The sequence below is a fragment of the Cellulomonas sp. P4_H12 genome (assembly GCF_056400905.1).
In genome coordinates this window covers 14,372-32,357 of record NZ_JBFUKJ010000026.1, presented here as the reverse complement: position 1 = coordinate 32,357, position 17,986 = coordinate 14,372, and the positions used below count along the sequence as shown (strand labels likewise).

Sequence of the window (17,986 nt, the reverse complement as noted above, 5' to 3'; positions counted from 1 at the left end):
GCTACTGGATCACCAGGTTCAGCACCCCGTCGACCTCCACGTAGAGCTCGTCGGTGACCGGGCACGTCCAGGTCCCGTCGCCCTGCTCGTCGAGCGGCTCGCCCGCGCGACCCACCCAGCGGATCCGTCGGGCCGGCACGCCTGCCACGAGCGCGAAGTCGGGCACGTCCTTGGTCACGACCGAGCCCGCGGCCACCAGCGCCCATCGCCCGATCGTGACGGGCGCGACGCACACCGACCGGGCTCCGATCGACGCGCCCGTGCGGACTGTGACGCCGACCGCGTGCCAGTCGTCGGCCGACTTCAGGGCGCCGTCCGGCGTGATCGCGCGCGGGTAGTAGTCGTTGGTGAACACCACCGCGGGTCCGACGAACGCACCGTCCTCCAGGACCGCCGGCTCGTAGACGAGCGCGTGGTTCTGGATCTTGCAGCGGTCGCCGACGACGACGCCCGGGCCGATGTACGCGCCGCGGCCGACGATGCAGTCCGCGCCGACCTGCGCGCCTTCGCGCACCTGGGCGAGGTGCCAGATCTTCGTGCGGGCGCCGATGGTCGCGCGCTCGTCCACGTCGGCGGTGGGGGCGATGGTCGGGTTGGTGTCGGGCACGGCGCTCTCCTGTGGTGGTCGGGTGGTGGGCAGGTTGTGGGGCGTTGGGAAGGACGAGGTCGAGGTCACTAGGTCATCTGGGCGACTGTCCGTGTCACGCCGGGTGATATCTCCACTTAAGAGGCCATTAAGCCCGAGATGTCCTTTATCGTCCGGTATCAGGAAGCCATCCCCGTGGCCCCACATCGGCGAGAGCGCGCCTCGGTAGGTGCGTTCCACCCGGAGCTCGACCGATCTTACGGAGCACCTCATGAGTTCCCGCCTCGCCCCCCGTCGCACGGTCGCATTCGCTGCCGCCCTCGCCATGGGCGCGTCGTTGTTCGTCATAGCTGCGGCGACCCCCGCGTCGGCCGCCGACCCCTGTGGGGTGGGCGGGAACCCCGTCGCGTGCGAGAACTCCAAGCCGGGCGCAGATCCATCCGAGTGGGACATCGTGGGCGCCGGCGACGACGGCATCCAGGGATTCTCCACCGACATCTCGGTCAACGTCGGAAGCACGATCGGCTTCAAGATCAAGACCGCCGCTCGTGCGTACACGATCGACATCTACCGGACCGGTTACTACCAGGGTCTCGGCGCCCGCAAGATCGCCTCCGTGAGCCCGTCGGCCACGCTGCCCCAGACGCAGCCGCAGTGCGTGACGGACGCGGCGACCGAGATCTATGACTGCGGCAACTGGGCCGTCTCGGCGAGCTGGGCCGTGCCGTCGACCGCGGTCTCCGGGGTGTACATCGCGCGCCTGCACGATCCTGCCACGGACGACGAGAGTCACATCACCTTCATCGTCCGCAACGACGCCAGCACGTCGGCTGTGCTGTTCCAGACGTCGGACCCGACGTGGCAGGCGTACAACTCCTACGGCGGTTCTGACTTCTACCAGGGCGCCGCCAACGGGCGCGCGTACAAGATCAGCTACAACCGACCGTTCGCCACGCGGGATCTCGAGGGTGGGCGCGACTTCTACTTCAGCGCCGAGTACGCGACGGTTCGCTTCCTGGAGCGCAACGGATACGACGTCAGCTACACCTCCGGCGTCGACACCGATCGCCGGGGCGCCCTGATCAAGAACCACAAGACATTCCTCTCGGTCGGGCACGACGAGTACTGGTCGGCAGCCCAGCGGGCCAACGTCGAGGCCGCGCGCGACGCAGGGGTGAACCTCGCCTTCCTGAGCGGCAACGAGGTGTACTGGCACACGCGCTACGAGAACTCCGTCGCGGGCACCGCAACCTCCTACCGCACGCTCGTGTCGTACAAGGAGACCTGGTCCAACGAGAAGATCGACCCGACGACGGAGTGGACTGGCACGTGGCGCGACCCGCGTCTCGCGAGCACGAGCGCGGGAGCTGGCAAGCCAGAGAACTCCCTGAGCGGGACGCTCTACATGTCGAACTTTTCCGACCTGCCGGTGACCGTCTCGTCCGACGAGGGGAAGCTGCGGTTGTGGCGCAACACCAACCTCACCGCGATGGCGGCAGGCGCGACTGCGGCCCTTGCTCCGCACACCATCGGCTATGAGTCCGACGAGGATCTCGACAACGGCGCGCGTCCGCCGGGTCTGATCCGCCTGTCGACCACGACCGGTGCGGTTCCGCAGTACCTGCGCGACTTCGGGAACACCGTGACCGCAGGGACGACGACTCACCATCTGACGCTCTATCGCGCCGGCAGTGGTGCGCTGGTCTTCTCGGCCGGCTCCATCCAGTGGGGTTGGGGCCTCGACCAGACGCATGACGGCGATGGAGCCGCCCCCGACTCTCGTATGCAGCAGGCCACCGTGAACCTGCTCGCCGACATGGGGGCGCAGCCCGCGACATTGATGTCGGGTCTTGTCGCCGCGACAGCTTCTTCCGACCACACGGGCCCGACGACCATCATCACGGCCCCGGCGGCCGGTGCCGCCGTGCTGAACGGCGCGTCGATCACCGTCAGCGGCACCGCGACCGACGTCGGCGGAAGGGTGGCCGGAGTGGAGGTCTCGACCGACGCGGGCGCCACGTGGCACCCCGCAGCGGGAACGTCGCCGTGGAGCTACTCCTTCATCCAGTCTGGCCTCGGCGCCGTGCCCGTCCAGGCGCGAGCGGTCGACGACAGCGCGAACATCGGCGCGACGGCGACCCGGTCGGTCACCGTCTCCTGCCCGTGCTCGATTTACGGCGCGACCGTTCCGGCCACGCCTGCCGTCGTCGACCCGTCCGCGGTCGAGCTCGGTCTGCGGTTCACCCCCACGGCCAGCGGCTTCATCACCGGTGTCCGGTTCTACAAGGGCTCGGGCAACACGGGCGCGCACGTCGGGACGCTCTGGAGCGCTTCGGGCAGCAAGCTGGCGACGGTGGCGTTCACTAACGAGTCCGCCACGGGATGGCAGACGGCCGCATTCACCTCCGCGGTCGCCGTCACCGCCGGCACCACGTACGTCGTCTCGTACACCGCGCCCGCCGGCAACTACGCGGTGCAGGCCGACGCCTTCTGGTCCAGCGGTCGCACCGCACCGCCTTTGTCGGTCGCCGGGGGCTTCGGCGCTGCGCCCGCAGGCGTCTTCGGTAGCCCGAGCGTGTTCCCGGACCGCAGCTACTCGTCGACGCAGTACTACGTCGATGTCGTGTACTCGCCGACGGACACGACGCCGCTCACGGTCGGATCGTTCGCGCCCGTCTCGGGGTCCACGAGCGTGCCGGTCGGTACGCCCGTGACCGCCGTCTTCTCGAAGCCCGTCACCGCGAGCTCGGTCGTCATGTCGCTGGCGGGCCCCGGCGGCTCCGCCGTCCCGGGGACGACGTCCTACGACGCCACGAGCCGCACGGCGACGTTCACGCCGACGTCCGCAATGGCGGCGCTGACCTCGTACACCGCCACCATCGCGGCGACCGCGGACGGAGCGAGTGTGACGGGAACGTCGTCGTGGTCGTTCACGACAGCAGCGCCGGCTCAGGTGGCGGGTGCTCGGACCCTGTCGTTCTACGACGACTCGGCGGTGCCGGCGGTGCTGGACAGCGGCGACCCCGGTGCCGTGACCGTGGGCATACGCTTCGCGAGCTCTGTGGCCGGGACGGTGTCCGCAATCCGGTTCTACAAGGGTCCGAACAACACGGGCACCCACGTCGGGACGCTCTGGGCCGTCGGAGGGGCCCAGCCCCTCGCGCAGGCGACCTTCACGAACGAGAGCACGATGGGCTGGCAGACGGTGACGTTCGCGACGCCGGTCCACATCTCCAAGGACGTCGAGTACATCGCCGCGTACCGGACGCCTTCGGGGAGGTACTCAGTGACGCCCGGCGCCTTCTCGAGCGGTGGGCTCCAGCGCGCCCCCCTGAGGACGGCCGCGGAGAGCGGCGCGTACTCGTACGCCGACGCGAAGCCCGCTTCCACCAGCTCTGCCAGCTACCTCGTCGACGTGGTCTTCACCCAGGACGCGCCGCCGCTCGTCGTCACGGCGCAGAGTCCCGCTCCAGGTGAGCTCGGGGTCATCGCCGGCCGGCCGATCTCGCTCACGTTCAACGCGGCCCTGAACGCCGGTGCGTCGATCTCGCTGGCGACCAGCTCCGGGGCAGTAGCCGGATCCAGCTCGCGGTCCGCGGACGGGCGCACGCTGACCTTCGTCCCGACGAGCTCTCTGCCGGTGTCGACCTCGTTCACCGCGACGGCGTCGGGCCTGACGTCGGCCGACGCGGCTCCCTCGCCCGACCTGACCTGGACGTTCTCGAGCGCTAGCGCCGACGGATGCCCGTGCACGCTCTTCGGCGGCGTGGTCCCGACCGTCGTGGAGGCAGCCGACGCGTCCTCGGTCGAGCTCGGCGTCGCCTTCACGCCTTCCGTCTCCGGTCTCGTGACAGGCGTTCGCTTCTACAAGGCGGCGGGCAACGGAGGTTCGCACACGGGTTCGCTGTGGAGCTCGACAGGGCAGCTTCTGCGAACCGTGACGTTCAGCGGCGAGACGTCGACGGGTTGGCAGACCGCGACCTTCTCGGCACCGTACGAGACGACGCCAGGAACCACCTATGTCATCTCGTACCTCGCGCCCCAGGGCCACTACTCCGTGACGCCGTCGGCCCTTGCCTCAGGCTGGGTCACCGGACCACTCTCCGCTCCGGCCTCGGGCAACGGTCGGTACGCCTACGGTGGCGGATTCCCCTCGAACTCCTGGCAGAACGCGAACTACTTCGTCGATGTCGTCTTCGCCAAGGCTGCGCCGAGTGCGCCCGTCGTGGTCGGCCGGGCGCCAGCTCAGAACGCCACAGGCGTCTCCGTCGGTTCGGCGGTCTCGGCCACGCTGAGCAAGGCCCCCGGCTCGGGGACTCCGGCATTGGCTCTGGTTGGGCCGAGCGGTCCGATCGCGGGGACGAGCGCGTTCGACGCCTCGTCGCTGGCGGTCACGTTCGTTCCCGCGGCGGCGCTCCCCGAAGGGGTGACGATCACGGCAACCGTGACGCTGGACGGCGCCTCGCTAGCCGGCGGCCAGTGGACGTTCGCGACGGCGACGGCGCCCGTCGGCATCGTGTCTCTCTGGGCGGACAGCGAGGTTCCCGCCAACCCGACGTGGAACGACCCGTCGTCGGTCCAGGTGGGAACGCGGTTCACCACCAGCGTCGCGGGTACCGTCACCGCGATCCGCTTCTACAAGGGTCTGGCGAACACGGGGGTCCACACCGTGAATCTCTGGGGGGGTTCGAACGAGCTCCTGGCGCAGGCTCCGTCCACGTCGGAGTCAGCCGCCGGCTGGCAGACGGTGCCGCTTCCGTCGCCCGTGGCGATCGTGCCCGGTCAGACGTACACGGCGGCGTATCACTCGACGACCGGCATGTACGCGGTCACCTCGAACGGGCTCGCCTCCGCCCGGACCAGTGGTCCGCTCTCGACGGTGGTCCCGGGCGGTGCCTACGTCTACGGCACGGGCTTCCCGTCCGGAAGCTCGTCCGCCGCCTACGGAGTCGACCTGGTCTTCGTCCCGTCCAACTGACCGCGCCGCCCACGCACGGCCGGTGGCCGCCGGGATGTCGTCCTCCGGCCCCAGCGGCCACGGGTCTGTCGGCATCCGGGTGAGCGGCCCGACCGGGTGCCGCCGTTCGGGTGTTCACCCCGCCGTCGCGGGGTGAAAATGCCCGATATCTACGGACATGCCCCCTTGGGTTCGTGACACTGGAGCCCACCGATACGTGAGGGGCACGACATGACCGAGCAGCTGCGCGCGGCTGTGGTGGGGGCCGGGTACTGGGGACCCAATCTCGCCCGCAACTTCCGGACCAGCCCGGACTGGGACCTCGTCGCCGTGTGCGACCTGGACGCCGACCGGGCACGCAAGGTCGTCGGGCCGCGCTCGACCGTGGACGTCATGACGTCGGTGAGCGACCTGCTCGCCCGCGACGACGTCGACGCGATCGCCATCGCGACGCCCGCGCGCACGCACGCGCCTATAGCGCTCGCTGCTCTGGAGGCCGGCAAGCACGTCGTCGTCGAGAAGCCGATCGCGGACCGCGGAGTCGGCGCCCGGACCATGGTCGCGCGGGCGGCCGAGCTGGGCCGCGTGCTCATGGTTGACCACACGTTCTGCTACACCTCGCCGGTGCTGAAGATGCGTGAGCTCATCGCGGAGGGCCACCTCGGCGAGATCCTCTTCGTGGACTCCGTGCGGATCAACCTCGGGATCGTGCAGCCCGACGTCGACGTGTTCTGGGACCTGGCGCCGCACGACCTCTCGATCCTCGACTTCATCCTGCCCGGAGGCCTCGTGCCGTCGGGTGTCGCGGCGCAGGGCGCCGATCCGCTGGGCACCGGCCAGACCTGCGTCGGGTACCTGACGCTCCCGCTGCCGGGCGGCGCGATCGCGCACGTGCACGTCAACTGGCTGAGCCCGACCAAGATCCGGCAGATGGTCGTCGGCGGCAGCAAGCGGACGCTCGTCTGGGACGACCTGTCGCCGCAGCAGCGGCTGACGGTCTACGACCGCGGCGTCGAGCTCGGCCAGCCGCTCCCCGACAAGACCACCGCCAACATCTCCTACCGCCTGGGCGACGCCTGGGCGCCGGCGCTCCCGGAGAAGGAGGCGCTCGGTGTCATGGTCGCGGAGTTCGCGTCGGCGATCCGCGAGGGCCGCGCCCCCCGGACCGACGGCCACGCCGGCCTGCGCGTCCTCGACGTCCTCGAGTCCGCCTCCCTCAGCCTGGAGGACGGCGGCCGTCTGACACCCGTCGCCTCGCACGCCTCACCCACCGTCGCACCCGCACTGGAGACCGTCGCATGAGCAAGCTTCAGGGGGCGCGCGTCCTCGTCACGGGCGGGGCCGGCACCATCGGCTCGACGATCGTCGACCAGCTCCTCGACGCCGGCGTCGGCAACGTCGTCGTCCTCGACAACCTGGTCCGCGGCCGCCGGGAGAACCTCACCGACGCGCTGGCCTCGGGCAAGGTCGAGCTCGTCGAGGGCGACCTGCGCGACCGCGACCTCGTGCATGACGTGACCCGGGGTCAGGACCTGGTGTTCCACGAGGCCGCGATCCGGATCACGCAGTGCGCCGAGGAGCCCCGTCTCGCGCTCGAGGTCCTCGTCGACGGCACGTTCACGGTGCTGGAGGCCGCGGCGGAGCACAAGGTGGACAAGGTCATCGCCGCGTCGAGCGCCTCGGTCTACGGGCTGGCGGAGCAGTTCCCGACGGGGGAGCGGCACCACCACCACAACAACGACACGTTCTACGGCGCCGCGAAGTCGTTCAACGAGGGCATGGCTCGGAGCTTCCGGGCGATGTACGGGCTCGACTACGTGCTGCTGCGCTACTTCAACGTGTACGGCCCGCGCATGGACGTGCACGGCCTCTACACCGAAGTGCTCGTGCGCTGGATGGAGCGGATCGCCGACGGCCAGCCGCCCCTCATCTTCGGCGACGGCCTGCAGACCATGGACTTCGTCGTCACCACGGACATCGCGCGCGCCAACCTGCTCGCGGCGAGCAGCGACGTCGTGGACGGCGTCTACAACATCGCGAGCGGCACGGAGACGAGCCTGCTCGGCCTGGCGCAGGCGCTGCTGCGGGCCATGGACTCCGACCTGTCCGTCGAGCACGGTCCCGACCGCGCGGTGAACGGCGTGACGCGTCGGCTGGCCGACACGTCCGCTGCGCGCATCGACCTGGGGTTCGAGGCGGAGATAGGCCTCGAGGAGGGCCTGCGCGAGCTCGTCGCCTGGTGGCGGCCGCTGCGCAGCGAGATCGCCGCGGGCCGCGCCCTCAGCGGTGCGGGTGCACGCCAGTGAGCCGCATCAACGTCATGCAGCCGTGGTTCGGGCCGGAAGAGATCGCCGCGGTCAGCGAGGTCATCGCGTCCGGCTGGGTGGCACAGGGCCCCCGGGTGGCGGCCTTCGAGGCGGCGTTCGCCGAGGCGATGCAGGTCGAGCACGCCGTCGCGGCGTCGTCGTGCACGACCGCCTTGCACCTCGCGCTCGTCGTCGCGGGCGTGCAGGCCGGCGATGACGTCGTGGTCCCGTCCTTCTCCTTCATCGCGACCTCCAACGCTCCTGTGTACGTCGGCGCGCGGCCGGTGTTCGCCGACGTCGACCCCGTGACCGGCAACCTGACCGCCGCGTCGGTCGAGGCCGTCCTGAGCGACGCGACGCGCGCGGTGATCGTCGTGGACCAGGGCGGTGTCCCGGTGGACCTCGACGCGATCCGGGCCGTGACGGACCCCCGCGGGATCGTCGTGATCGAGGACGCGGCCTGCGGTGCGGGCTCGACCTATCGCGGCCGGCCCGTCGGTGCCGGCGCGGACGTCGCGGCGTGGTCGTTCCACCCGCGCAAGATCGTCACCACCGGCGAGGGCGGCATGCTGACGACGCCCCATGCCGAGTGGGCCGAGCGAGCGCGCCGCCTGCGCGAGCACGCCATGAGCGTCTCTGCGGCGGCCCGCCACGCGAGCGTCCTGGCGCCGCCGGAGGAGTACCTCGAGGTCGGCTACAACTACCGGATGACGGACTTGCAGGCCGCCGTCGGGCTCGTGCAGCTCGCGAAGCTGCCTGAGGTCGTCGCCCGCCGGCGGGAGATCGCCACCACCTACTCCAAGCAGATCGCCGAGCTGCCCGGCCTGCGCGCCGTCGCCGACCCGGGGTGGGGCACGTGCAACTTCCAGTCGTTCTGGGTCGAGGTCGGGCCGGACTTCCCGCTCGACCGCGACGGGCTGCTCGCCCACCTGGCCGAAGCGGAGATCTCCGCGCGTCGCGGCATCATGGCGACGCACCGCCAGCCGGCGTACGCGGGCGTGGCGCACGCACCGCTGCCTGTGACCGAGCACCTCACCGACTCGACGCTCATCCTGCCGGTGTTCCACCAGATGTCGGAGTCGGAGCAGTCGCGGGTCGTGGACGCGTTGCGATCGGCGGGTGTCTGACGTGACGCGTCCCCTGATCCTGGTCGCCGCGAGCGGACTGGCGCGCGAGGTGCTCGCGCTCGTGCGCTCGGGCGGCGAGTACGAGGTCGTCGGCTTCCTCGACGATGACGAGGCGCGGCACGGGACGGCGCTGGACGGCGTCCCCGTGCTGGGTGGCCTCGCCGCCGTCACGGCCCACCCGAGGCCCGAGCTGCTCGTCTGTGCGGGCAGCGGGGTGAGCCGCGAGCGGATCGTCGAGCGGCTCGACGACCTCGGGGTGCCGCCGATCCGCTACGCGACCGTGGTGCATCCGAGCGTCGACGTCCCGGCAGGCTGCGAGGTGGGCATCGGCTCGATCCTGCTCGCCGGCGTCGCGCTCACCGCGGCGGTCACCGTTGGCTCGCACGTGGTGGTCATGCCGAACGTGACCCTCACCCACGACTGCGTCCTGCAGGACTTCAGCACGGTGTGCGCGGGCGTGGCGCTCGGCGGCAGCGTGGTCGTCGGTCGGGGCGCCTACCTCGGGATGAGCTCGAGCGTCCGGGAGAACGTCAAGGTCGGTGAGCACGCGACGCTCGGGATGGGCGCTGCGCTGCTCGTCGATCAGCCGGGGGGAGAGACCTGGGTCGGTGTTCCTGCCCGTCCGCTCCACGCGGTGACGTTCTTGCCGGAACCCGCGGCGGTCAAGACGGGCTCGTGGCCGTGAGCCAGCGCCCGCCGGTCACAGCCGGCTCCGATCTCGTCGTCATCTGCGGCACCACGTTCTGGTCCGGCCATCGGCTTCTCGACCAACACATGGCCGAGCACCTCGCGAGCTACGTCTCGGTTCTCTATATCGACCCTCCGACGTCGTTCCTCTCTCGGTTCCGCAACGAGGACGCAGCGACGAGCGCGCTCGCCCCGGGACTCCACGTGCTCGGGCCGCGGCTCGCGGTGTGGTCGTCCCGCGTCCCACCGCTCAAGGAGCGCCCCGTGGGCAAGGCGATCGCGTTGCGGGTACTGCGCTCGTCGATGCGCAGGGCGGTGCGGGCACTCGGTTCTCCTCAGGTCAACGCCGTGATCGTGCCGTCGCTGAACCCGTTGTTCGGGGCCCTCGGAGAGCGGACGCGGGTCTTCTACGCGAAGGACGACTACGTCGCCGGGGCTGAGCTCATGGGGCTGGCCCGACGGCGGCTCGCTCGCCGAGCGCGCCAACAACCGCGCGATGCCGATCTCGTCGTGGCGGTCAGTCCCACGCTGGTCGACTCGTTGTCAGCGACCGCTCGGCGCACTCTCTTGGTCCCGAACGGGTGCGACGTTGAGTTCTTTCGCGAGACGCCGGTCCCGCCGGCGGCGCCGGACGGCCGATCTGTCGTGGCATTCGTCGGCCAGCTGTCCGAGCGGATCGATGTCGCCCTCCTCGAGCGGCTCGCTCGATCGGGCACGGAGCTGCTGTTGATCGGACCCCGCCAGCGAACGCTCGACTCGGCCCGGATCGACGACCTGTTGCGGTTGCCCAATGTGACCTGGACGGGTGCAGTCCCGTACGACCGGTTGCCCACGCTGCTCGGCTCCGTGACGACCTGTGTCCTGCCGTACGCGGACAGCGAGTTCAACCGAGCGAGCTTCCCTCTCAAAGTTCTGGAGTACCTGGCGGCCGGTCGGCGCGTCGTGTCCACGGACCTCCCGGCCGTGCGCTGGCTGGACACGGACCTCGTGACGATCGCGAGCGGAGAGGTCGAGTTCGCCGACGAGGTCGAGCGCAGCCTTCGCGCGCCGCTCCTGCAGAACGAGATCCGCCTCCGCCAGAAATTCGCGGCCGTGCACTCGTGGGACGAGCGTGCCCGAACCCTCCTCGGGGCGCTCGAGGTGACCAGCTCCTCGACCGTGCCCGCCGGGCCGCAGCGGGTGCACCTGTGAAGGTCCTGGTGGTCGCCCACCGGCTTGAGCTCGGCGGCACGCAGACGAACGCGATCGAGCTCGCCGCGCGGGTCCGAGACCGGCACGGAGTCCAGGTCACGCTGGCCGCTGCAGGGGGGCCCTCGGAAGCGCTGGCCCGGCAGCACGGCATCGATCTGCGCCTTCTTCCCGACGCCGCCCGCCACCCTTCGCGAGCACGCGTCTCTGCCCTGGGTGCGCTGGCGCGGAAGCTCGAGCCCGATCTGATCCACGTCTGGGACTGGCCGCAGTGCTTCGACGCGTACCCCGTCGCCCACCTGGTGGATCGACGCCCGCTGCTCTGCACGGTCATGAGCATGGTGGTGCCCAGGTTCATCCCCCGGCATCTCCCGACGACATTCGGCACCGAGGAGCTCGCGGAAGCCGCCCGCGCTACACGACAGGGCGTCGTCCAACTGCTCGAGCCTCCGGTCGACCTCGACCACAACGCCCCGGGCGCTGGAGCGGGCACTGCCTTCCGCGACGAGTGGAGATTGCTTCCCGACGAGTCCGTCGTCGTGATGGTGACCCGGCTCGAGGACTGGTTGAAGCTGGAGGGCGTGCTCCGCGCCATCGATGCGGTCGAAGCGCTCGCAGCGACCGTGCGGCTCCGACTGGTGATCGTCGGCGAGGGTACGGCGAGATCTCGGGTTCAGGAGCGTGCTGACGAAGTGAATGCCGCTTCCGGACGGGACCTCGTGATCCTCACCGGAGGGCTGGTCGATCCCCGTCCTGCGTATGACGCCGCCGACCTCATGTTAGGGATGGGCGGGTCCGCGCTGCGCAGCCTCGCGTTCGCGAAGCCGCTCGTCGTCCTCGGCGAGCGCGGGTTCTCACGCGTGCTCGACGAGTCGACCCTGCCGCTGTTCCTCCGACAGGGCTGGTACGGGCTCGGGGATGGGCGCGCCGACGACCTCGAGGGGCAGATCCGACGGTTGATCGAGGACCCGGATCGCGCCGACCTCGGCAAGTGGGGACGGGCCGTCGTCGAGGAGCGATTCGACCTCGACGGCGCCGCCGACCGGCTCGTCGCCTGGTACGCGGAGACGGTGCAGCGACGACAGAGCCTCGGGCGCGACGTCGTCGAGGGCGGCCGGACCGCAGCTTTCCTCGTGGGGCACGGCGTTCGAGACCGCCTACGACGGAGCGGGCGTGCGCAGACGTCGCCTACCAACGAGAAGGAGACATCATGAGCGAGCCCATCGCGTTCGTCGATCTGCTGGCCATGCACGCGGAGATTGCCGACGAGGTCGACAGCGGATTCGCCGAGGTGCTGGCGACGGGGGCATTCGTGGGTGGCCGGCCCGTCGAGCTGTTCGAGGAAGAGTTCGCGGCATTCAGCGGTCGCGCTGCGTGCGTCGGGCTCGGGAACGGGACGGATGCGATCGAGTTCGCCCTGCGGGCCATCGGCGTGGGCGCGGGCGACGAGGTGATCGTTCCGGCGAACACGTTCGTGGCGAGCGTGGAGGCGGTCGCCCGAGCCGGCGCGACGCCCGTGCTGGTTGACGTGGACCCGGGGACGCTGTTGGTCGACGTGGCCGCTGTCGAGGCGGCCGTAGGGCCCCGAACCGCTGCCATCCTGCCGGTGCACCTGTACGGCCAGATGGCACTGATGGACGAGATCCAGAAGGTCGCAGCCCGCCACTCGCTCGCGGTCGTCGAGGACGCGGCCCAGGCGCAGGGCGCCACGCGCCACGGGGCCGGGATCGGCGCTGGCTCGGCCATCGCCGCGACGAGCTTCTATCCAGGAAAGAACCTCGGGGCCTACGGGGATGGGGGCGGTGTCGTCACGGACGACCGGGCTCTCGCTCGGGCGGTCCGGCTGCTGGGAAGCCACGGCAGCGAGCGGAAGTACGAGCACGAGTCGTTGGGCTTCAACTCGCGCCTCGACACCTTGCAGGCTGTCGTCCTGCGCGCAAAGCTTCGCCGTCTGGAGGAGTGGAACAGACGTCGCCGTGCGGCTGCGGACCGGTACCTCGAGGGCTTCGCCGGGTCGGGCGTCGGATTGCCGGTCGTCGCCGAAGGCAACTCGCACGTCTGGCACCTCTTCGTGGTTCGAGTTCCCGACGGGCAGCGCCGGGTCGTCATGGACGCCCTCGCCGCGGAGTCGATCGGCGTCGGGATCCACTATCCGATCCCGGTCCATCTGCAGCCGGCGTTCGGCAGCACCTCGACGGGGCGCGGTGCGTTCCCCGAGTCAGAGGCTGCCGCCGACGAGATCGTCTCGCTGCCGATGCACCCGGGCCTGACGACCAGCCAGGTGGACCGCGTGGTCGAGGCGGTCGTCACGGCGCTGCACTGAGTGTTGCCGCGCCGTCACGTCGACTTGCGGCGCGCGCCCGCGATGGCTGCCCTGATATCGACACCGTGGTGCCGCATGAGCAAGTGGGTGCCGAGTAGGTAGATGACGAGCAGCAGAGGTGCGCCCAGGGCGAGCGTGAAGAACGGGCTGAGTGACGAGGCGGTGACTGCCCATCCGGCGAGGGCGGCGGGCACGGCAGCCGCGGCAATCCGTACGGACGGCCGCACGAGGGGTCTGAGGCGAACGACGCCGCGCAGGCACAGGACATAAGTGGGGCCTACCACGAAGATGGCGACGGCCACGTGGCCGATTCCGATGCCGACCAGACCCCAGCGCGCACCGAGGACGAGGCCGCCGACGAGCGCGACCAGCCAGACGACCTGGGTGAGCAGCACCCGGCTGCTCGCCCCCACGGCGATCAGGACGTCGGCGCACAGTTGGTAGACGACGCGCAGCAGTCCCAGGAGGGCGAGCCACTGCAGCACTGCGGCGGCCGGCGCCCACTTGTCGCCGTAGACGAAGCGGATCAGCGGCTCGGCGAACACGCCGAGGAGCAGGCAGGCGGGAACGGTCACGACCATGAGGAGGGTCATAGAACGCTCGAATGCGGACTGGACCCGAGCAGGCTCCGCCTGGAGCCGCGCGAACGCAGGAACCGAGACACGGGCCACGGCGACGGCGAAGAAGGTGACGGGCCAGCTCGCAAGGTTGAACGCCATCGTGTAGTAGCCCAGGTCCTCCGTGCCGAGCAGTCTCCCGACGACGACGTAGTCGATGTTGAGCAGCACGACGGCGATGACGGTGGCGCCGGCCAGCGGCAGGCTCGAGCGGAGGAGCTCCCCGACACGCGAGCTGTCCCAGCCGGGCCGGTAGCGGATCGGGGCCAGCACGAAGTGCAGCGTGCCGACTGCCAGATTGCCCGCGAGGCGCCCCCAGACGAGTGACCAGACGCCTGCACCGTTGAACGCCAGGATGATCGTGAGACCCGTGCCGAGGAAGAAGCCCGAGAGGTCGGCATAGGTGCGCAGGTCTTGGCGCAGGCTCCGCGTCAGGGACGCCGAGGGCACGGCGAAGATTCCGTTGACGAGGATGCCGAACGAGAGTGCAGCGACGATCGGTGCCGCCTCCGGCGCGCCCATCGCGGTAGCGAAGGCCCCGCTGCCCGCGAAGCAGACGCCGAACAGCAGCACGCTGAACCCGAAGATGATCGTCGTCGCCGTACCGGCCACGTCGTCGATCCGCTTGCCCGGCCATCGGACGAGCGTCTGCTCCATCCCCAGGTCGTTGATGTTCACGAGGACCGTCATCGCCACCAGGGCGACGGTGAACACCCCGTAGTCCGTGGGCGCCAGCAGACGGGCGAGGATGATTCCTGTGACGAAGGTGCCGAGCCGGCTCAGGACGTTGCTGACGAAGCTCCAGCGCAGGCCTCGCCGCACCTCATGTGCGAGCGTTTCCTCCACGGGTTCGGTCATGCAGCGATCATGGTCGGAACCAGGCTGTTCGTCGCACCCCGTCGCGATATTTCAGCCGCCCGACCGTGTCGGCGCCGAGCCCGCGCGCGCTCAGCCCGTCCAGAATCTGGCGCGTCACATCCACTCGATCGAACGACGTCGTCGGTGCTCCACGCAGCGGGTCGGGCTCGAGACGCTCGTGGAGGAGAAGGATCGCGCCCGGAGTGAGCTGCGCGAGCGCCGCCGATGCGACCTCGGACGCGCTCCTGTCCACCCAGTCCGCGGCATCGGCGCTCCACGTCACGACTTGCAGGCCGCATCGTCGAACCGCCAGGTAGCTGGCGAGCGTCTGGGCTCCGTAGGGCGGCCGGTACAGAAGGACCGGGCGACCCGCGATCCGCTCGAGCTCCTCGCGGGCGAGTGTCACATAGTGGACGGCCGTCCGATAGGACATCTCGGTCAGTCGTCGATGGTCTTCGCCATGCAGTGCCACCTCGTGACCGTCGGCCACCATCCGTTGCACGAGCGGTACATGCAGGCGCGCCTGGTCGACCAGGACGAAGAACGTCGCTGTCGTCCCGCGTTCGGCAAGAAGATCGAGCAGATGGGGTGTGACCTGCGGATCCGGTCCGTCGTCGAAAGTCAGCGACACGTCACGCACCGACTGCGACCGGTGGATCGAGCCCACGAGCGGCGCCATGAGCGGGTCGATGATCGAGCGAATCCGGGCCTTACCCGCCGGGCCCAGGCGGCGACGTAGGACTGAGTGAAGAGGCTGAGGCATCTCGTCCCCCTCGCGGTCCGTGCTTGCCGAACAGACCGTACTAGACCGTCATGTCCATGCGGACGAGCATGCCCGTTATAGTCGGCAATCGGGTGAATCGTACAAGTGACCAGCATGTGCGCGAGTCCCCCTGCCGATAGCAAAGTACCCCGACGGAAGCGACGTCCGATGAGGCATGGCATGCCATCGAAAAGCGTTCGGCAGCGGTCGAAGCACCGCACCCTCCAGCGCAGCGCGCTCGCGTTCGCGGGCGTGATGCTGGTGTTCGTCATGAGTGCAGCGGCACAGGCCCCGGAATCCGCAGTCGCGAGCTCTGGGCGGGGGGCGCACTCCGGCGACGGCGGTGCGTCGTGGCTCGGACCCACGTGGCAGCACCCTGGTTGGTGGCGATCGGACGGCGGCCGCCACCATCACCGAAGTGGACACACGTCGGTGCCGCGTCCGGCGCCGACATCGGACGATGAGATGACGCCCGCGCCACAGCCGACCACCGAGCCGAGCGAGACGGTGGCGCCGACACCGGCGCCCACGGCCACGGCGACACCTACTCCACGACCGACCTCGACGCCCGCCCTGCCGCCGCCCGCGGCCGGCGGTTCGAACCCGACTCCGACGCCGCCTTCCGTCCCGGCCCCGCCGAAGGGTGAATGGCCGGGCCCGCAGAACACGGGGGTGCCGGTCGGCACGGCGCTCACGGCTGTCGGCGGGATGCGAGTGACGACGCCCAACCAGGTTCTCGACTCGCTCGACATCTCCGGTCAGGTCGTCATTGACGCGCCGGGCGTCGTCATCAAGAACAGTCGGATCCACGGGACGGCCAGCGACGCGTACGGCGTCTACGTGGTCACCGGCAGCGTGACGGTGACCGACAGCGAGATCTTCGGTTTCGCGAATGCGATCGCGTTCACCGACTGGACGGCGATCAGGGTCAACATCCACGGGACCACGCAGGACGGCGCCAAGCTGGGCGACAACACCCTGCTACAGGACAGCTGGATCCACGACCTGACCCCGGAGGCCGGTGCACACTCGGACGGCGCCCAGCTCCAGGACGGCGCGGTCAATGTCGCGGTGAAGCACAACTACATCGACTCGAGCTCCGCATCCGGTGGATTCGGGAACTCCGCATTGTTCATCGCACCCGACCTCGGACCGAGCACGGTGGGTCCGTTGACGATCACGGGTAATTACCTGAACGGTGGCAACTACACTATCTACATCGTCGACGGCGCGAACGGCAAGTTTGTGATTGGAAACATCTCGGTGACAAACAATTCCTTCGGCCACACGGCGAGATATGGTCCGTCGTCGACGAACGTCCCGTTCGTGCAGTCGGGCAACATCTGGGCGGACACGGGAAAGGCGTTGCGCCTGTAGGCGGCCGCTCTGCCTGACGCACCTCGGACCACCGGTCGTTGGCAGGCTCGGTGGGCCCAGCCGCCGGGCCCGTACGACCGCACGGACGTGCGTCGACGCACCGTCCGGGGGATGCGCGAGGCTCCCGGCCGTCGCCGTCGTTTTCGCCCGCGATCAGAGGGTGAACTTGATCCTCTCGGAACCGAGGCGAATGGTTGGCGGCTACGCTCGGTCAGTAGGCCTGTGCCCCCGACAATATGTTCCGGTCGGATGCGTCAGGGAATCGTGAAGGTTGGGTGGAGGCGCCTCGGCGCCCGTTGAACCGGGCCATAGTGTTCTGCATCTGACAATGGCCTCCCGGGGGTTACCAATGGACATGTGGACGGCGCTAGCGATATTGCGGCGACGATGGATCATCGTGGTCTCGGGTGCGCTGCTCACTCTCGCCGGTCTGGTCGGAGCCATGACGATCGTGCCCATCACCTATCAGACCGAGGGCGAGATCATCCTTCTCGTGCCGACTGAGAATCTTGACGAGTCCGTCGTCGCTCAGAACGCTTATCTCGGCTTCGGTGGATCGCTGAACGTCGTGACGTTCGTGCTTGCCCGCGCCGCGGGGGGCCAGCAGGCGGCGACCGAGATCCTCGAGCAGGGGGGCACGGCCGACTTCGTGGTCGACCTCGTGCCTGGCGACGCACCGATGCTCTCGATCACGGCGACGAGCAAGGATCCTGCTGAGGCGATGTCGACCTACCAGCTCGTCCTCGCGCACGTGGAGGCGGACCTCGCCGCCCGCCAGGACGGCGTCAAGGCGCCCTCCTCGCTGAGGATCGTGGCCGAACCGGTCCGGACGCCGGTCGAGCCCACCAAGCAGGCCGGCAGCTTGATGCGGGCTGCAGCCGGAATCGTCGTCATCGGTGCTGCATTGACCATCGCGATCGCCTTCCTGCGGGAGAGCATCGTCGTCCGGAAAGCTGCCCGCGGCGGGCGCCGACGTGACCGTAAGGCCGGAGCGACGGCCGACGCAGACGACCATGCCCCCGTCGGCGGATCCGACAACGTCGAGGTGCCGCTGTCCGGTCGGCGTTCTGCTCCGGGTGCTGTCGATGGATCCCCGCAGGCCGCCGGCGATGACGCGCTGATGGACGACATGTGGCTGGAGGGATCCGCCTCGTCGGAGGAGATCCTGCCGTCCCCGACGGTCTCGCGCGGGTAGTC

At 69.7% G+C, this 17,986-nt stretch carries 13 protein-coding genes and 1 pseudogene; 11 read left to right on the top strand and 3 right to left on the bottom strand.

Annotated features, from left to right (window positions below):
- Position 1 precedes the first annotated feature (1 nt).
- The gene (locus AC1DQC_RS15260) at positions 2-607 is read right to left on the bottom strand and encodes an acyltransferase (protein ID WP_477052095.1); all 606 of its coding nucleotides are present in this window, start codon (positions 605-607) and stop codon (positions 2-4) included.
- 250 nt (positions 608-857) lie between these two features.
- On the opposite strand from AC1DQC_RS15260, the gene AC1DQC_RS15255 reads away from it, so the two are divergent.
- From AC1DQC_RS15255 to AC1DQC_RS15215, 9 genes and pseudogenes are all read left to right on the top strand, one after another.
- Positions 858-5,564 carry a DUF4082 domain-containing protein gene (locus AC1DQC_RS15255; RefSeq protein ID WP_477052094.1) on the top strand — a complete coding sequence of 1,569 codons (4,707 nt, stop codon included), beginning with the start codon at positions 858-860 and terminating at the stop codon, positions 5,562-5,564.
- A 210-nt stretch (positions 5,565-5,774) separates the two neighbouring features.
- Complete coding sequence (locus AC1DQC_RS15250; protein WP_477052093.1) at positions 5,775-6,845, top strand: Gfo/Idh/MocA family protein; 1,071 nt, start codon at positions 5,775-5,777, stop codon at positions 6,843-6,845.
- Positions 6,842-7,849, top strand: a complete 1,008-nt coding sequence (locus tag AC1DQC_RS15245; RefSeq protein ID WP_477052092.1) for an NAD-dependent epimerase/dehydratase family protein — start codon at positions 6,842-6,844, stop codon at positions 7,847-7,849. Before AC1DQC_RS15250 ends, AC1DQC_RS15245 begins: the two co-directional genes overlap by 4 nt.
- Before the next feature lie 14 nt (positions 7,850-7,863).
- Entirely contained in the window at positions 7,864-8,976 is a 1,113-nt protein-coding gene (locus AC1DQC_RS15240; protein ID WP_477052120.1) for a DegT/DnrJ/EryC1/StrS family aminotransferase, read from the top strand.
- A gap of 1 nt (position 8,977) precedes the next feature.
- Positions 8,978-9,661 carry an acetyltransferase gene (locus AC1DQC_RS15235; RefSeq protein WP_477052091.1) on the top strand — a complete coding sequence of 228 codons (684 nt, stop codon included), beginning with the start codon at positions 8,978-8,980 and terminating at the stop codon, positions 9,659-9,661.
- An 89-nt stretch (positions 9,662-9,750) separates the two neighbouring features.
- Positions 9,751-10,854 (top strand): glycosyltransferase, encoded by a 1,104-nt coding sequence (locus AC1DQC_RS15230; protein ID WP_477052090.1) that lies wholly within the window; start codon positions 9,751-9,753, stop codon positions 10,852-10,854.
- Positions 10,764-11,177, top strand: a pseudogene (locus tag AC1DQC_RS15225) (glycosyltransferase); the annotation flags it as partial. The gene AC1DQC_RS15230 and the pseudogene AC1DQC_RS15225, both read left to right, overlap by 91 nt.
- A gap of 12 nt (positions 11,178-11,189) precedes the next feature.
- Positions 11,190-12,065, top strand: coding sequence for a glycosyltransferase (locus AC1DQC_RS15220; RefSeq protein ID WP_477052119.1), 876 nt, complete (start codon positions 11,190-11,192; stop codon positions 12,063-12,065).
- Positions 12,062-13,174: a DegT/DnrJ/EryC1/StrS family aminotransferase gene (locus tag AC1DQC_RS15215; RefSeq protein ID WP_477052089.1), complete on the top strand. Its 1,113-nt coding sequence runs from the start codon at positions 12,062-12,064 to the stop codon at positions 13,172-13,174. Before AC1DQC_RS15220 ends, AC1DQC_RS15215 begins: the two co-directional genes overlap by 4 nt.
- A 14-nt stretch (positions 13,175-13,188) precedes the next feature.
- Here the strand turns inward: AC1DQC_RS15215 and AC1DQC_RS15210 are convergent, their stop codons facing one another.
- Together AC1DQC_RS15210 and AC1DQC_RS15205 are read right to left on the bottom strand one after the other, a co-directional pair.
- Positions 13,189-14,649: a lipopolysaccharide biosynthesis protein gene (locus tag AC1DQC_RS15210; protein ID WP_477052088.1), complete on the bottom strand. Its 1,461-nt coding sequence runs from the start codon at positions 14,647-14,649 to the stop codon at positions 13,189-13,191.
- A gap of 7 nt (positions 14,650-14,656) precedes the next feature.
- A complete protein-coding gene (locus AC1DQC_RS15205) occupies positions 14,657-15,328 on the bottom strand; it encodes a polysaccharide deacetylase family protein (RefSeq protein ID WP_477052087.1) in 672 nt (223 codons plus the stop codon).
- A gap of 549 nt (positions 15,329-15,877) precedes the next feature.
- Here AC1DQC_RS15205 and AC1DQC_RS15200 point away from each other — a divergent pair.
- Both AC1DQC_RS15200 and AC1DQC_RS15195 read left to right on the top strand, forming a co-directional pair.
- A complete protein-coding gene (locus tag AC1DQC_RS15200; protein ID WP_477052086.1) occupies positions 15,878-16,789 on the top strand; it encodes a hypothetical protein in 912 nt (303 codons plus the stop codon).
- A gap of 442 nt (positions 16,790-17,231) precedes the next feature.
- Positions 17,232-17,984, top strand: coding sequence for a hypothetical protein (locus AC1DQC_RS15195; RefSeq protein WP_477052085.1), 753 nt, complete (start codon positions 17,232-17,234; stop codon positions 17,982-17,984).
- Positions 17,985-17,986: the final 2 nt, after the last annotated feature.

Coding starts and splice junctions, on each gene's coding strand:
- AC1DQC_RS15210 (WP_477052088.1), bottom strand. CDS start 14,649: ATGACCGAACCCGTGGAGGAAACGCTCGCACATGAGGTGCGGCGAGGC.
- AC1DQC_RS15250 (WP_477052093.1), top strand. CDS start 5,775: ATGACCGAGCAGCTGCGCGCGGCTGTGGTGGGGGCCGGGTACTGGGGA.
- AC1DQC_RS15195 (WP_477052085.1), top strand. CDS start 17,232: ATGACGATCGTGCCCATCACCTATCAGACCGAGGGCGAGATCATCCTT.
- AC1DQC_RS15215 (WP_477052089.1), top strand. CDS start 12,062: ATGAGCGAGCCCATCGCGTTCGTCGATCTGCTGGCCATGCACGCGGAG.
- AC1DQC_RS15230 (WP_477052090.1), top strand. CDS start 9,751: ATGGCCGAGCACCTCGCGAGCTACGTCTCGGTTCTCTATATCGACCCT.
- AC1DQC_RS15245 (WP_477052092.1), top strand. CDS start 6,842: ATGAGCAAGCTTCAGGGGGCGCGCGTCCTCGTCACGGGCGGGGCCGGC.
- AC1DQC_RS15255 (WP_477052094.1), top strand. CDS start 858: ATGAGTTCCCGCCTCGCCCCCCGTCGCACGGTCGCATTCGCTGCCGCC.
- AC1DQC_RS15240 (WP_477052120.1), top strand. CDS start 7,864: ATGCAGCCGTGGTTCGGGCCGGAAGAGATCGCCGCGGTCAGCGAGGTC.
- AC1DQC_RS15205 (WP_477052087.1), bottom strand. CDS start 15,328: ATGGCGCCGCTCGTGGGCTCGATCCACCGGTCGCAGTCGGTGCGTGAC.
- AC1DQC_RS15220 (WP_477052119.1), top strand. CDS start 11,190: ATGGTGGTGCCCAGGTTCATCCCCCGGCATCTCCCGACGACATTCGGC.
- AC1DQC_RS15200 (WP_477052086.1), top strand. CDS start 15,878: ATGACGCCCGCGCCACAGCCGACCACCGAGCCGAGCGAGACGGTGGCG.